At 38.2% G+C, this 14599-nt stretch carries 15 protein-coding genes; 14 read left to right on the top strand and 1 reads right to left on the bottom strand.

The features are described 5' to 3' along the window. Positions 1-25: 25 nt before the first annotated feature. Entirely contained in the window at positions 26-595 is a 570-nt protein-coding gene (locus IGJ53_RS10175; protein WP_010733388.1) for a TetR/AcrR family transcriptional regulator, read from the top strand. Positions 596-770: 175 nt separating this feature from the next. Here the strand turns inward: IGJ53_RS10175 and IGJ53_RS10170 are convergent, their stop codons facing one another. Then, complete coding sequence (locus IGJ53_RS10170) at positions 771-1211, bottom strand: flavodoxin (RefSeq protein WP_002292892.1); 441 nt, start codon at positions 1209-1211, stop codon at positions 771-773. A 157-nt stretch (positions 1212-1368) separates the two neighbouring features. Here IGJ53_RS10170 and map point away from each other — a divergent pair, with 157 nt between their 5' ends. From map to IGJ53_RS10105, 13 genes are all read left to right on the top strand, one after another. Continuing rightward, complete coding sequence (map, locus tag IGJ53_RS10165; protein WP_002292891.1) at positions 1369-2133, top strand: type I methionyl aminopeptidase; 765 nt, start codon at positions 1369-1371, stop codon at positions 2131-2133. A 31-nt stretch (positions 2134-2164) separates the two neighbouring features. After that, complete coding sequence (locus IGJ53_RS10160) at positions 2165-3088, top strand: YihY/virulence factor BrkB family protein (RefSeq protein WP_002292890.1); 924 nt, start codon at positions 2165-2167, stop codon at positions 3086-3088. A gap of 75 nt (positions 3089-3163) precedes the next feature. Next, the gene (locus IGJ53_RS10155; RefSeq protein WP_010733389.1) at positions 3164-4303 is read left to right on the top strand and encodes an MraY family glycosyltransferase; all 1140 of its coding nucleotides are present in this window, start codon (positions 3164-3166) and stop codon (positions 4301-4303) included. After that, entirely contained in the window at positions 4296-5096 is an 801-nt protein-coding gene (locus IGJ53_RS10150) for a glycosyltransferase (protein WP_010733390.1), read from the top strand. Before IGJ53_RS10155 ends, IGJ53_RS10150 begins: the two co-directional genes overlap by 8 nt. Next, positions 5096-5923, top strand: coding sequence for a glycosyltransferase (locus tag IGJ53_RS10145; RefSeq protein WP_010733391.1), 828 nt, complete (start codon positions 5096-5098; stop codon positions 5921-5923). Before IGJ53_RS10150 ends, IGJ53_RS10145 begins: the two co-directional genes overlap by 1 nt. Before the next feature lie 4 nt (positions 5924-5927). Continuing rightward, positions 5928-6635, top strand: coding sequence for a glycosyltransferase family 2 protein (locus IGJ53_RS10140; protein ID WP_010733392.1), 708 nt, complete (start codon positions 5928-5930; stop codon positions 6633-6635). Positions 6636-6734: 99 nt separating this feature from the next. Beyond that, positions 6735-7601 carry a glucose-1-phosphate thymidylyltransferase RfbA gene (gene rfbA, locus IGJ53_RS10135; RefSeq protein ID WP_002292884.1) on the top strand — a complete coding sequence of 289 codons (867 nt, stop codon included), beginning with the start codon at positions 6735-6737 and terminating at the stop codon, positions 7599-7601. A gap of 13 nt (positions 7602-7614) precedes the next feature. After that, positions 7615-8187: a dTDP-4-dehydrorhamnose 3,5-epimerase gene (gene rfbC / locus IGJ53_RS10130; RefSeq protein WP_010733393.1), complete on the top strand. Its 573-nt coding sequence runs from the start codon at positions 7615-7617 to the stop codon at positions 8185-8187. A gap of 21 nt (positions 8188-8208) precedes the next feature. Then, positions 8209-9237, top strand: a complete 1029-nt coding sequence (gene rfbB, locus IGJ53_RS10125) for a dTDP-glucose 4,6-dehydratase (protein ID WP_002292882.1) — start codon at positions 8209-8211, stop codon at positions 9235-9237. A 97-nt stretch (positions 9238-9334) separates the two neighbouring features. Then, positions 9335-10186: a dTDP-4-dehydrorhamnose reductase gene (rfbD, locus tag IGJ53_RS10120; RefSeq protein WP_002315336.1), complete on the top strand. Its 852-nt coding sequence runs from the start codon at positions 9335-9337 to the stop codon at positions 10184-10186. A 34-nt stretch (positions 10187-10220) separates the two neighbouring features. Then, entirely contained in the window at positions 10221-12254 is a 2034-nt protein-coding gene (locus IGJ53_RS10115; protein WP_010733394.1) for a DUF7657 domain-containing protein, read from the top strand. A 43-nt stretch (positions 12255-12297) separates the two neighbouring features. Continuing rightward, a complete protein-coding gene (locus IGJ53_RS10110; RefSeq protein ID WP_042957048.1) occupies positions 12298-13578 on the top strand; it encodes an EpaQ family protein in 1281 nt (426 codons plus the stop codon). A gap of 208 nt (positions 13579-13786) precedes the next feature. Beyond that, positions 13787-14593: an ABC transporter permease gene (locus IGJ53_RS10105; protein ID WP_002289081.1), complete on the top strand. Its 807-nt coding sequence runs from the start codon at positions 13787-13789 to the stop codon at positions 14591-14593. The last annotated feature ends 6 nt before the right edge of the window (positions 14594-14599 follow it).

The raw sequence follows: 14599 nt of genomic DNA, 5'->3' as shown, positions 1-14599 counted from the left end.
AAAAAATTGAGGAGATTAAAAAAATATGGCAAGAAAAAAGACGATTACTAAAGAACAGATTTTGGCAGCTGCTTATGAAGTAGCTGCCACCGAGGGATTTACACGATTTACTGCGAGAAACATTGCGAACAAAATGAATTGTTCCACGCAGCCGATCTATCTTGAGTTCAAAAATATGGATGACTTGAGACAAGCACTTTTTGAACAAATCTATGATTATTTGCAATACGAAGTGTTTCCAGTTGAGCATACAGGGAATACGATTATCGATCTTGCTTTTAATTATATCCATTTTGCAAGAAGAGAGAAGAAGTTGTATCGTTCACTGTACTTAGAAGAATATGGTGGAGGAAAAGAGATGCAAAATTTCTCTTATACTTACTTTGTGAATACAGTGAAACGGGACACAGCCTATGCGGATCTTTCAGAAGAGCAGATTGAATCCTTGCATAACGGTACATGGATCATAGCTACCGGGATTGCAGCTTTGATGTCTTCAAGTATCATCCATCCAACTGATGAGCAGATTGAAAAAATGATCCAAGACAGCATTGATGCAATCTTGAATCTCAAAGAACCAATCGAAATCGATTGAATATACTCAAGAGTTTCCCCAATCAGTAGATAACAAGAGATGTGTCAACATAAGGAAAATTTCGTTTTTCTTACAGCGTATACATTTTTAACTCCCGAAGAACTCTTCCATGAATACAATAAAAGAGCCGTCTAGATTGATTCAATCTGGATGGCTCTTTTATATCTCAAGCATATTAAAGTTTTGCGACTAATTCTTTAGCGAAAGCTTCTAGATTTTCGATATCTTCTTCCTCAGCATTTAAGTCTACTTTTACATTTTCTGCGCCTTTTGATGCGCCTGTTTTTCCAAAAGCAGCATCGAAGTCATCCACTGATTTACAGAATTCATCGTAAAAAGTATCTCCAGATCCGCAGACGCCGTAGATTTTCCCTGATAGATCCAACTCTTGCAAGTCTTCATAAAAATCTACAATCTCATCAGGAAGATCGCCATCATCGTATGTATAAGTAGCTACGACGCAAATATCTGCCTCCTCGAATTCATCTGCATCTACTTGGGTACATTCGTTGATTTCGACTTCGATATCCATATTTTCAAATGCTTCTGCAACAATATCGGCGATTTCTTCAGTATTTCCTGTCATGCTAGCATATACGATTTTTGCTAAAGCCATGATGTGCCTCCTTGTTTAAAATTATTTAACAATTATGAATTATACCAAAACATCGTTGAAAAGAAAATAAAACCTAGAGACACATGGGAAATGTCATTTGGCTAAATGTATGCCGCTATGTTAAAATGAGAGAGATTTGTAAAAAGGAGACGAAAATATGATTACTTTAAAATCAGCACGTGAAATTGAAATGATGGCAGAATCTGGCGCTTTATTGGCAGATGTACATAAAAATCTGCGTGATTTTATCAAACCAGGCATAACAAGTTGGGATATTGAGGTATTTGTCAGAAACTATATCGAGAGTCATGGAGGAATCGCTGCGCAAATTGGCTTCGAAGGGTATGAATATGCGACTTGTATCAGTATCAATGACGAAATTTGTCATGGGTTTCCTCGGAAAAAACCTTTGAAAAGCGGCGATTTGGTAAAAGTCGATATGTGTATCGATTTGAAAGGCGGCATTTCCGATTCTTGTTGGGCTTATGTAGTAGGAGAATCTACACCTGAGATCGACCGATTGATGGAAGTAACGAAGAAAGCATTGTACATCGGTATTGAGCAAGCACAAGTAGGAAATCGAATCGGCGACATCGGTCATGCTATTCAAACGTATGTAGAAGGCGAAAATCTAGCAATCGTCCGTGACTTTATAGGTCATGGCGTTGGTCCTACGATCCATGAAGAACCAGCCGTTCCTCATTACGGAGAAGCTGGAAAAGGTTTGCGATTGAAAGAAGGTATGGTCATCACGATCGAGCCTATGGTCAATACCGGAACTTGGAAAATGAAAATGGATCCTAATGGCTGGACTGCTTATACAAGAGACGGCGGACTATCTTGCCAATATGAACATACATTGGCTATTACTAAAGATGGCCCTAGAATCTTGACATCACAAGGAGAAGAAGGTACCTATTGAACCAGCCAATCAATAGGTACGGGAGAGGTACATGAAAGTTTGGAACAAAATAAAACAAAATGAAAATCTGATGCGCTTTATTGAGACGACTCAAAAGCGCATCACGGATTCAGAAATGAGTACGACCTCGGTTGTCGTTGCTTATTATTTACTCTTGTCTTTATTTCCATTGATTATTGCTTTTGGTAATATTTTGCCGTTTCTCCACATCGATCAAGAGACTGTACTGACCTATTTACGAGAAGTGATTCCTGAGACCGTTTACCAGTTTATTGGCCCTGCAATCAAGGACCTTTTGACCCAAAGTTCAGGCGGTTTGTTATCCGTTTCTGCTTTGGCGGCCTTGTGGTCTGCCAGTCAAAGTATCAACGCTTTACAAATTGCGATGAATAAAGCGTATGGCGTAGAAAATAGAAAAAATTTTTTGATCGTCCGCTTCTTCTCGCTGATTGTGATCGTCTTGTTCATGATTGCCATTAGTGGAGTAACTATCGTTCTTGGTTTAGGACAGCTGATTTTAGATGCGATCCAACCGATTGTACAAATACCTGTGAACTTTATTGATCAGTTCCAAACGTTGAAATGGCCAATCACATTGGTGGCTTTATTTGTCATCATGTTCTTGATTTATTTAATTGTCCCTAATGCTCAGTTGAAGTTGAAGACGATTATTCCAGGTACGATCTTCGCTACTGTCGGCTGGATGCTGTTATCACAAGTGTTTAGTATCTATGCCAGATATTTTGCAACGAGGATCAGCGGTTATCAGATCATAGGAAGTTTTATTGTCCTCATGCTTTGGCTTAATTTTGCTGCTACGATCATCATTTTGGGCGGAATCATCAATGCAGTTGTTCAAGAATACGTGACGGGACATCAAATCAAAAAACGTCGAGATCCAAGCCGAAAATGGTTCAATAAATTGAAAGCTAAATTTTCTCATAAAAAAAAGTAGAAATAAGAGTTCTTATTGTAAATTTATATCAGTAATTTATAATAATTATGACTCTTAATTAAAGTAGGTGCCCATATGCTTGTTTCTTTTAGTATGGTTATAAGATTTTTTCTGACAATTTTATTATCACTGATATTAACACCTGTATTTAAAATCATTTCAGTACAAACGGGTATGGTCGACAAACCAAATGAAAGAAGGATAAACAAAGTCCCAATGCCTTCCGCAGGCGGACTGCCCATTTTTATTTCATTTGTTATATCGACTTTATTCTTATTCCGTAAAATCATTCCACAATCGTATATTGTGCCGATCTTGCTCGCTTCTTTGGTGATCATCGTCACAGGAGTACTCGATGATAAATTTGAGCTGACGCCTAAACAAAAGAGTGTAGGGATCTTGCTTGCCTCTCTTATTATTTATTTTGTAGCAGATATACGTATTGATTCCTTTACGCTTCCTTTTATTGGCTATATCCAATTAGGATGGCTTAGTTTCCCTGTAACGATTTTTTGGATCTTCGGTATCACGAACGCAATCAATCTGATTGACGGTTTAGATGGGTTAGCGGCAGGGATTTCATTGATTGGTTTAATCACGATAGGCATCATTGGGTATTTTTTCCTTCATGCTTCCACAGTGTACATCCCGGTTGTTATTTTCTGTCTTGTAGCAAGCATTATCGGATTTTTCCCGTACAATTTTTATCCGGCAAAGATTTATTTAGGCGATACAGGAGCGTTATTCTTAGGGTTCATGATGGCCGTCCTTTCACTACAAGGGTTGAAGAACGTAACTTTTGTTTCGTCAATTTCTCTGCTGATCGTCATGGGCGTTCCGGTAACAGATACGTTTTTTGCTATCATTAGAAGAAAAGCAAACCGTGTTTCTTTTTCTACAGCAGATAAAAAACATCTTCATCACCGACTAATCAGTTTAGGATTTACTCATAAAGGTGCCGTCCTGACGATTTATGCGATGGCTTTGATGTTTTCTTTCACAGCTATGGTCATGAATTATACTGGAAGAATCGGAACGATTGTATTGATTATTGCTATGCTATTTGCTGCAGTTTTATTATTTGAATTGATTGGTCTGATTAACGAGAAACATCAGTTTATTTTAAAAACATTGCGATTTTTAGGGAATAAAGAGTATCGTACGCAAGTAAAACAGAAATATTTGAAGAAATGGAACCGTCATATAGATGAATAACAAATTAAACCAGCCAATTCTTATTAGTATTGTAACGGCGAACAGTGATAAGATTTTTCGAACACTAGATAATTTTATTTCAACTGTAAAAGATGAAACAGCGATAAAAATTCGGATTTTTGACAACAACTCCCTTCCGGAATATAAAAGCAGACTAAAAGAATATGTGACATATCCGTATATCGAAATCTATTTTCATGATGAAAATTCCGGTTTCGGTTATGGACATAATCACAATCTGCTGAACAGTGATTTCCACTATGGTATTATTTGTAATCCAGATATTTTAGTGGATGAAGAAACAGTTACAGCATTGGTGTTGTTACTGAAAGAACATCCCGAATGCGCGATGTTAGCACCTAAGATTCTTAATGAAGATGGAACCACTCAGCACCTCATCCGTGAGCGGCTGGCTGTTTTTGATTATGTTTTGCGCTTTGTGCCTTTCAAATGGGTCAAAAAAAGGTTTGATAAACGGCTAGCTGTCTTTGAATGCCGTGACTTGCCCACTGATGTTGATAGTTATGTGCGAATGATCTCGGGCAGTTTTATGGTAGCTGATATTGATAAATTTAAAGAGATAAGGGGATTTGATGAGCGTTTCTTCATGTACTTTGAAGATAATGACTTGTGTTTGAGTTTTGAAAAAGCAGGTTACAAATTATTATACACACCCTTTTATGCAGTCGTCCATTTTTATGGAAAGGGTGCACATCGAAATGCAAAACTTTTTCGTGTGTTTTTGACTTCTATGATGAAATTTTTCAATAAGTGGGGGTGGCGTTTTTTCTGATGAAACCAGAAATAGTAGTAGTCGTCGTGCTCTATCAGCAACTATTCAGCCAATCTCCTACTTATGAACCATTAAGCAAAGCACTTAGCGAAAAGCATATTCAGCTTGTTATTTACGATAATAGTCCTCAAAGACAGCAAAATGAGCTGTTTGAAAAAGAAAATACCATTTACTATCATGATCCGCAAAACCCTGGATTAGCGGCAGCTTATAATTATGCGTTGTCTCAAGCAAATGAAAGAACACGTTGTATCGTTACATTGGATCAGGATACGAGGCTAGTCGACGACTATTTTGAAATCTTGCGTAAAGTAGCTTTTACAGATGAATGTGTTGCTGCAGTTCCGATGATTTTTTCTGGGGGACGGCAAGTTTCTCCCGTCTATTCAAATCATTATATCAATCGTACAGCACAAGCAGTAGAAGTAGACGGTACGACAGCTGAAAGAATCATGGCAATCAATTCAGGTGTGGCATGGTCTGTCAAATTTCTAAAAAAGATTGGCGGGTTTAATCCTGCTTTTTCTTTAGATTTTTTGGATCATTGGCTGTTTTGGAAAGTGAATCAGTTGGAAAAAACGGTGGAGATACTACCAGTACGACTGGAACATGATCTTTCGGTATTAGACTATGAAAAAGTTTCAAGCAATAGATACCGTTCTATTTTACAAGCAGAAAATCGATTTTATCATGAATATGATCAAAGACATTTATCCAGTCACCGACAACAATTATTGTTAAGAACAGTTAAACAGTTTTTGACCGTCAAAAACCGGCATATCTGGCGGATGACTTTGCGCTCATATGTTAAGAATTGGAAGGTGTGAATTCGTGCGTTCGGTTTGTATAGCTACCTTTAATGGGGGCAGATATTTAAGAGAGCAGTTGGATAGTATTTTATCTCAGCTTTCAGCAGAAGATGAAGTGATTATTTCTGATGATGGGTCAGTAGATGATACATGGGATATATTGACTGAATACGCAGAAAAAGATAGACGGATAAAGCTTTTTTCAGGACCTCGTCAAGGGTTGATCGCTAATTTTGGCTATGCGATCCAGCAGACGAAAGGAGAGCTAATCTTTTTGGCAGATCAAGATGATGTTTGGTTAGAGACAAAAGTGAAAAAAATCACTGACTATTTTGAACAGCATCCGGATCAGTTAGTAGTCGTTTCAGATTTGATCATTGTGAACAGTAAGCTGCAAGAGATCCATGCTTCCTATTTTTCATTCCGAAATTCCAAAGAAGGATGGGTCAATAATGTGATACGAAGTCATTATATTGGTGCAGGTATGGCTTTTCGCTCTTCGTTGAAAACCGATATTTTGCCGATTCCCTCAGAAGTGCCTATGCATGACATGTGGATCGGTTTGTTGGGAGGAAGGAAGACTGGGTTTCTGAGAGAACCTTTGACACTGTATCGAAGACATGATTTAAATGCGAGTGAGATTGAAACGCATTCTAGATTACGCCAAAAAATTTCCTGGCGTGTTCATCTGATTACGGCGTTGATCAAACGAAAATGGTTTAAACGTTGATAAAAGATGTTTAAATCCTTAATATTTCCATGACAAATATAACGATTGATGAGATAATAGCAAAGTGAAATTTGAAATCAAAAAGGAGAGCATATATCCATGAAGGGAATCATTCTTGCTGGGGGCAGCGGAACACGTCTGTACCCTTTAACAAAGGCAACATCGAAACAATTGATGCCGATTTATGACAAACCAATGATTTATTATCCAATGTCTACTCTGATGTTGGCGGGAATCAAAGAAATTCTGATTATTTCAACGCCACAAGATACACCACGTTTCAAGGAATTATTTGGAAACGGAAATGATTTAGGACTGCAGATTGAATATGCAGTACAAGAAAGTCCAGATGGATTGGCACAAGCGTTTATCATTGGAGAAGAATTTATTGGAGATGACAGTGTCTGCTTGGTATTAGGGGACAATATTTACTATGGTGGCGGTCTGTCTAAAATGTTGCAACGAGCAGCTTCAAAAGATGCAGGCGCGACAGTATTTGGCTATCATGTCAATGATCCAGAACGCTTTGGTGTAGTAGAATTTGATGAGAATATGCAAGCTTTGTCGATTGAAGAAAAGCCTGCTCAGCCAAAATCAAATTACGCAGTAACTGGCCTTTATTTTTATGACAATGAGGTGATTTCTATTGCTAAAGGAATCAAACCGTCAGAACGTGGAGAACTAGAAATCACAGATGTCAATAAAGCATATTTGGATAAAGGAAAACTATCTGTAGAACTTATGGGACGCGGATTTGCTTGGCTTGATACAGGAACACATGAATCATTGCTTGAAGCATCTACCTTTATCGAAACGATTGAAAAACGTCAGAACTTAAAAGTGGCTTGTTTGGAAGAAATTGCTTACCGTATGGGCTACATTGATAAAGAACAACTGCTAGCCCTTGCACAGCCTTTGAAAAAAAATCAATACGGTCAATATTTATTGAATTTGGCCGCTGAATAAGGAGTTCCTACAGATGAAAGTAACAGATACAAAATTAACAGATGTAAAAATCGTAGAAATGGATGTCTTTGGCGACCATCGCGGTTTTTTTACAGAAAGCTATTCAAAAGCAAAATTTGCAGAACATGGATTAGATTATGACTTTGTTCAAGACAATCATTCATTATCTGCTGAAGCTGGTGTTCTTCGGGGACTCCATTTCCAAAAAGGAGAAGCTGCACAGACAAAATTGATTCGTGTGGTTACTGGAGCAGTTTTAGACGTAGTAGTGGACATCCGCAAAGGCAGCCCGACTTATGGTCAATGGGACGGATTTATCTTATCTGAACATAATCATCGTCAGTTGCTTGTACCTAAAGGATATGCACATGGATTCGTTACTTTGACACCAAACGTGAACTTCCTTTACAAGTGTGATAATTACTATAATGCAGAAGCAGATGGAGGCATCGCATTTGATGATCCAGATTTAGCGATTGCTTGGCCAATTGATCCATCAAGAGCGATTATGTCTGAAAAAGATCACCGTCATCCGACATTAAAAGAATTTGAAGCAGAAAATCCATTTGTTTACGGAGAAATCTAAGAATTAAGGAGAAATTTTCTTATGAAAAACATCATTGTTACCGGAGGTGCCGGATTCATCGGCTCTAATTTCGTTCATTACGTGGTAAACAATCATCCAGAAGTGCATGTCACTGTTTTGGATAAACTGACTTATGCAGGAAACAAAGAGAACTTGGCTGGACTTCCTAGCGATCGCGTAGAATTGGTCGTAGGAGATGTTGCAGATGCAGAATTAGTGGACCGTCTAGTAAAAGAAGCGGACGCAGTTGTTCATTACGCGGCAGAATCCCATAACGATAATTCATTAAAAGATCCTTTCCCATTTGTACAAACGAATATCATTGGTACGTATACACTTTTAGAAGCTTGCCGCAAGTATGATGTACGCTATCATCACGTATCTACTGACGAGGTTTACGGAGATCTTCCATTACGTGAAGACCTACCGGGACATGGAGAAGGCGAAGGAGAAAAATTCACTGCCGAAACACCATATAATCCTTCAAGCCCATATTCTTCTACAAAAGCTGGTTCAGATCTGTTAGTAAAAGCGTGGGTACGTTCTTTTGGCTTACGTGCAACTATTTCAAATTGTTCAAACAACTATGGTCCTTACCAGCATATTGAAAAATTTATACCTCGCCAAGTAACGAATATTTTAAGCGGTATTCGTCCAAAATTATATGGTGAAGGGAAAAATGTTCGTGACTGGATCCATACAAATGATCATTCTTCAGCAGTGTGGTTGATCTTGACAAAAGGCAGAATTGGCGAAACCTATCTGATCGGTGCGGACGGCGAAGAAGATAATAAGACCGTGATGGAATTGATCTTAGAAATGATGGGTCAACCAAAAGACGCATACGACCATGTAAACGACCGTGCAGGACACGATTTGCGTTATGCAATCGATTCGACAAAATTGCGAGAAGAGCTAGGTTGGCAGCCTGAGTTTACGAACTTCCGTGATGGGTTGGCTGACACGATCAAATGGTACGAAGAACATGAAGACTGGTGGAAAAAAGAAAAAGAGGCCGTTGAAGCAGCATATGCCAAAAATGGACAATAATACAGAGAAAATTTCACTGTATTAATGGAAAAACACATGTGAGGCAGGCGCTCGCCTGTCTCTTTTTTAAAATAAAAATCAAGGAGCGGATAACCATATGTTTTTATTAACTGGAGGAAATGGACAATTAGGTACAGAATTGCGCCATTTATTAGATGAAAAAAATCTGCCATATGTTTCAACAGATGCAAAAGACTTGGATATCACAGATGCTGAGAAAACAATGGCTTATATTACAGAATTAAAACCGGATGTGATTTTCCATTGCGCAGCTTACACAGCAGTAGATAAAGCAGAAGAAGAAGCAAAAGAATTAGATGAGAAAATCAATGTCGATGGCACAAGAAATGTAGCACTTGCAGCAAAAGCTGTGAATGCTCAATTCGTCTATATCAGTACAGACTATGTCTTCGATGGAAAAAACAAAAATGTAGAGTACGAAGTAGATGACCAAACGAATCCACTAAATGAATATGGTCGTACGAAATTATTAGGTGAAAAAGCAGTAGAAGAGATTTTAGAAGACTATTATATCATACGAACTTCTTGGGTTTTCGGGATTTATGGACACAATTTCGTCTTCACGATGCAACGCCTAGCGGAAACCCGCGACAAACTGACTGTAGTAAATGACCAGTTCGGGCGGCCAACTTGGACACGTACTTTGGCAGAATTTATGGTATATGTCATCGAAGAAAAAGCACCATTCGGTATTTATCATTTGTCGAACGAAAATAGCTGTTCTTGGTATGAATTTGCAAAAGAAATATTGAAAGATACAGATGTGGAAGTAGCGCCTGTTACATCAGAAGAATTTCCACAAAAAGCAACGCGTCCGCAGTATTCAGTCATGAGCCTGAAAAAGACAGAAGCGTTAGGATTTGCCATACCAACTTGGCAAGAAGCACTTGCGCAAATGCTGGAAGCTGCCAAAAAAATGAATAAGTAATTTCCTTTTTATCAAATAGAATTTGGAGCATGATATGGAAAAACAAACAAGAAGTGCACGACGAAAAGAAAAACCAAAAGCGAATCAGGCAGATTCGAATTTGGTGCTTGACCTGTTTCTAAAACTCCGATACCTTATTGGTGTTTTAGTCATCGTGGTCATTGTTACTTTTAATTTAAACGGAAGTTCACTTGGTGTTTGGGATAAATATGTGTCGCAAAGAGACGATGGGAAAAAAACTGATGTGATTTTTGGACAGAATCGGGAAGTGCGGTCAGATGAATGGCTGGTGCAGACACCTTTTTACCTCTCACAAGCTGAAGAGGACTTTCCGTTGGTGAACGAAGATTATTCATTGAACGGACAAAATATGATCATTGCGTATAATTCTCCTGTAAAGGATATTACGGTTATCGGAAAACCATTCAACTGGGGATTCTTTTTCCTCGGAAGAGATCGAGGCCTTTCCTTTTATTGGGCGATGAAATTAGTCGTCATGGTCTTGCTTGGATTCGAAGTACTGATGATATTAACGAAGAGAAAAAAAGCTCTATCGCTGATCGGTGCATTTGCGCTGACGTTTTCTCCCGCAGTCCAGTGGTGGTTCATGCAGCATGTGGGCGATTTGATTTTCTTTACTTTGGGATTGATGACTGCTTTTTATCATTATTTCTACAATCATGATAAAAAATGGCTGCGAACGTTGATGATGTTTTTGGTGATTATTTTCGGTATTGGGTTTATTTTAGTGATTTACCCAGCCCATCAAGTGATGCTGGCGTACTTGCTGATTTTTTATTTTGTTGGCTTGCTTATTTATTACAGCAAGAAAATTTCTTGGGATCTGTTGGATGTAGTGTTGATTGGAGGGGCAGTTTTATTTATTGGCGGAGTCATGGTTCATTTCTGGCTGACGTCAAAAGACGCATTGTTAGCTTCTTTGGATACCTTATATCCAGGAAAACGAGTCAGCACCGGTGGAAAGTGGACGATTGGCGAATTTTTTTCTTTCCTGACAAACTGGAAAATCCCTTTTGAAGACATCAACTATTCGAATAACTCTGAAGTGGCTTTGTTCTATCACTTCTTTCCAACTGTATTCCTAGCCAGTCCATTTGTGTTATTTGGCAAAAAAGATAGTGAACAAAAGTTATTGGGACGTATTTTGATGATTTTTTGTCTGTTTTCTATCTTTTGGATTACCGTTGGATTGCCAAAATGGCTAGCAGAAATTACTCTGCTGTCTTATGTTCCTCCTTTAAGAGCCATCCTTACTTTTAGTTTTGCGGCTTGCCTATTATCAATTTGGTTCATCGCTTATATTTGGAGAGAAGATGTTATTCCTATTTGGTATAAATTCATTTTACTGGCAGTAAACGCATGGTCTTATTTCTATGCAATTACTCATTCGAAGATGGATAATTATTTTTCAGATTTCGAAACCATCGCAGTTGCTGTGTTGGGAACAGTGATTTTAGCTTTTGCATTATTTGGCTGGAGACGCTTGTTTTATCTTGCTTTTGCCGGCGTGATCATCGCATCTGGTTTCTTTGTCAATCCAGTCGTAGAAGGTACTGGAGCGATTTTTGAAAAAACACTGGCAAAAGAAATCCGAAAAATCGATCAACAAGACCCTGGCAAAGTCTGGTTGACTGAAGATGAACTGTATAACTTCACCCCAACTTTGGGTGTAAAATCTTTCAATACAGTCCGCTTTTATCCAGATATGGCTGCATGGAAGAAAATCGATCCAAAAGAAGAATATGAGAAGTATTATAATCGGTATGCTCACACAAGAGCTTTTATCGCTAAGGAAGATACAAAGTTCATTTTAGATCGTCCAGATATGTTCTCAGTCACGTTGAATTTTGAAGACGCAGAAAAATTAGGGATCAACTATGTAATCAGTAAACGACCGTTAACTGATTACAATCAGTTATACGAAGCTCAATTCACACAACTATATGGACCGGATAAAGATGGTTATATGATTTTTAAAGTAGAATATCCGGATTATCCAGATGTACCACAAACACAAACTCAGGAAAATCAGCTAGTCTTACAGTAATGGGCTAGCTGAGAATAACCCTGAAGTATTATTAGAAAGGAGAGTGGAGATAATTCAAGCAATCGTACAAAAATTTGTCAACAAAATGAGTGCTGGTTTCTTGCTTTTGCTGCTGACGCTGGTCTTTTTTGTTTGGACAGCAGGTTTAAGCTTCCCAGCCACTTTGTTTATATATAACAACAGTTCGCTACTTATCACTTTTAGTGTGGCTATTTTGCTCATTTTAAATGTTTATAAAGCAAAAGGCGTCGATTTTCTTTATCTAGGTGTTGCGCTTGCACTTTTCATTTTCTTTTCTTACTTTCGGGAATTAAGAAATGAGTCTTTATTTGGAGATTTACTGTTTCCTTTGATTATTTTATTTTGTTTAGTAATTAAATGGATTGAGTGGACAAAATGGGATCGCGGGATTTATCTGCTTGTCTTTACGGTCTTCCTCGGAATCACGTTATATCGTGTATTTACAGAGATCCAAGTACCAGAAGGACAAAGCATCTGGGCTCCAGGAAATTCGCTTTCTGATATTTGGATCAATACGAATACAATCGGAAGTTCTTTGATGACTCTTGCTTTATTGATCAGCGGATTTGCCAGTTCTTTTGAACGATGGTATGTTCGAATCATCGGTGCGATAGCAGTCGTTGCAGCCTTTTTAGGTATTTGGGTCTGCCAATCAAGAGGCGCATTAGTTGCATTGATTGTTTTTGCAATATTGGATCTTTTACCTAAATCATTGATGCGTGTCATTCGTGCACCGTTTATTGCCTATACGGCTACGATTCTTTTGGCTTTACCGATTTCTTATCTAGCCGCTGTTTCCGAAAAAGTCAATTTGTTTACCGGTCGAGAAGATATTTGGCATAAATTCTATCAGACGCTAGGAGAAAAATCTGAGCAAGTTTTACTAGGGATGAAAACATTCATCTTCCAACGAGGAAACCAATTTTTAGGAAATCACAATAGTTATAATTCTATTTTGAATATCTATGGGTTAATAGGGTTTGGAGTTGCTGCTTTGCTGCTTATCCTTTTTATTGGTCGCTTAACGATGAAAGCAGATTTATCCAACGGGCAGATGACTTTTATCTGGGCCTTTTTTGCGGTGATGATGCAGTCATTTATGGAGGATACATTGACTTCATACCCATGGGTTCCGATTATTTATATCCTGTTGGCTATGTCCGTTCATCGCTATGACGAAACGAAAGTTGTGGAAGAATACTATGACATAGAAGAGCCATATGACGACATGAATGCTGGGGATCCAAGTTATGAGGAACAACCAGATAGCGCTCATTCTTCCAGGATCCAACGCTATCATTGATAGGCGCAAAATACGAGAGAGGCTGTGACAACCGTCGCAGCCTTTTTTGGTTTATTGCAATTGTCTAGCATCTTCTGTAAAATAGAAACGTTAGAGAAAATCTTGTATCATAGAAAATTAAGAAATAAATAAGAACGCAGCTCGGTACCAAAAATATGGTAAAATGGCACTTGACTGTAATTCACTGAAATCGCTTGGAGGAACACAAATGTTTAAAGATTTGTATTTATTTATGAAGGACATTTATCAGAACAGAAAATTACTGCTACAGTTTTCGATCAATGACTTCAAATCAAGATATGCAGGATCGTTTTTAGGGATCTTATGGGCGTTTATCAATCCGTTATTTACTGTATTGATTTATTGGTTAGTATTTGGCGTTGGACTGAAAGCACAAATGATCGATGCAAAATACCCATTTATCGTATATTTAGTTACCGGGATGATTCCTTGGTTCTTCTTCTCTGATGCTTTTGCATCAACTACGGTTGTTTTTCGGGAATATACTTATTTAGTAAAGAAAGTCGTATTCAATATTCGTATCTTGCCCACGACGAAAATCCTATCCAATCTGTACACCCATTTATTCTTCATTCTGATTGGCATAGCTGTTGCGCTTATAAATGGTATATATCCTTCAGCCATGTCTTTACAGCTGATTTACTATCTATTTTGCATGTGTGCTTTCTTGACAGGATTGACTTGGCTGACAGCATCCATCCAACCATTTTTACCAGACATCATGCAATTGATTACGATCGTCCTGCAGTTGATTATGTGGACATTGCCGATATTATGGAGCCCGAACCAGTTTGACTCAGGTCTTGTAAGCATATTGAAATTAAATCCGCTGTACTATGTTGTTCAAGGCTATCGTGAGTCGTTTTTAAGTGAAGCTTGGTTCTGGGAGCATGGAACATATACTTTGTATTTCTGGGTGTTCACATTAGTAATGTTCGTAATCGGCTCTGCAGTGTTCCGTAGATTGAAACCACATTTTTCAGATGTGCTGTAAGGAGAA

The organism is Enterococcus sp. DIV1283b, from assembly GCF_051710965.1.
Classification (GTDB): Bacteria; Bacillota; Bacilli; order Lactobacillales; family Enterococcaceae; genus Enterococcus_B; species Enterococcus_B lactis.
The sequence above is the reverse complement of the archived record's forward strand: the minus strand, read 5'-3'. Positions and strand labels throughout refer to the sequence as shown.

Coding starts and splice junctions, on each gene's coding strand:
- IGJ53_RS10175 (WP_010733388.1), top strand. CDS start 26: ATGGCAAGAAAAAAGACGATTACTAAAGAACAGATTTTGGCAGCTGCT.
- IGJ53_RS10170 (WP_002292892.1), bottom strand. CDS start 1,211: ATGGCTTTAGCAAAAATCGTATATGCTAGCATGACAGGAAATACTGAA.
- map (WP_002292891.1), top strand. CDS start 1,369: ATGATTACTTTAAAATCAGCACGTGAAATTGAAATGATGGCAGAATCT.
- IGJ53_RS10160 (WP_002292890.1), top strand. CDS start 2,165: ATGAAAGTTTGGAACAAAATAAAACAAAATGAAAATCTGATGCGCTTT.
- IGJ53_RS10155 (WP_010733389.1), top strand. CDS start 3,164: ATGCTTGTTTCTTTTAGTATGGTTATAAGATTTTTTCTGACAATTTTA.
- IGJ53_RS10150 (WP_010733390.1), top strand. CDS start 4,296: ATGAATAACAAATTAAACCAGCCAATTCTTATTAGTATTGTAACGGCG.
- IGJ53_RS10145 (WP_010733391.1), top strand. CDS start 5,096: ATGAAACCAGAAATAGTAGTAGTCGTCGTGCTCTATCAGCAACTATTC.
- rfbA (WP_002292884.1), top strand. CDS start 6,735: ATGAAGGGAATCATTCTTGCTGGGGGCAGCGGAACACGTCTGTACCCT.
- rfbC (WP_010733393.1), top strand. CDS start 7,615: ATGAAAGTAACAGATACAAAATTAACAGATGTAAAAATCGTAGAAATG.
- rfbB (WP_002292882.1), top strand. CDS start 8,209: ATGAAAAACATCATTGTTACCGGAGGTGCCGGATTCATCGGCTCTAAT.
- rfbD (WP_002315336.1), top strand. CDS start 9,335: ATGTTTTTATTAACTGGAGGAAATGGACAATTAGGTACAGAATTGCGC.
- IGJ53_RS10115 (WP_010733394.1), top strand. CDS start 10,221: ATGGAAAAACAAACAAGAAGTGCACGACGAAAAGAAAAACCAAAAGCG.
- IGJ53_RS10105 (WP_002289081.1), top strand. CDS start 13,787: ATGTTTAAAGATTTGTATTTATTTATGAAGGACATTTATCAGAACAGA.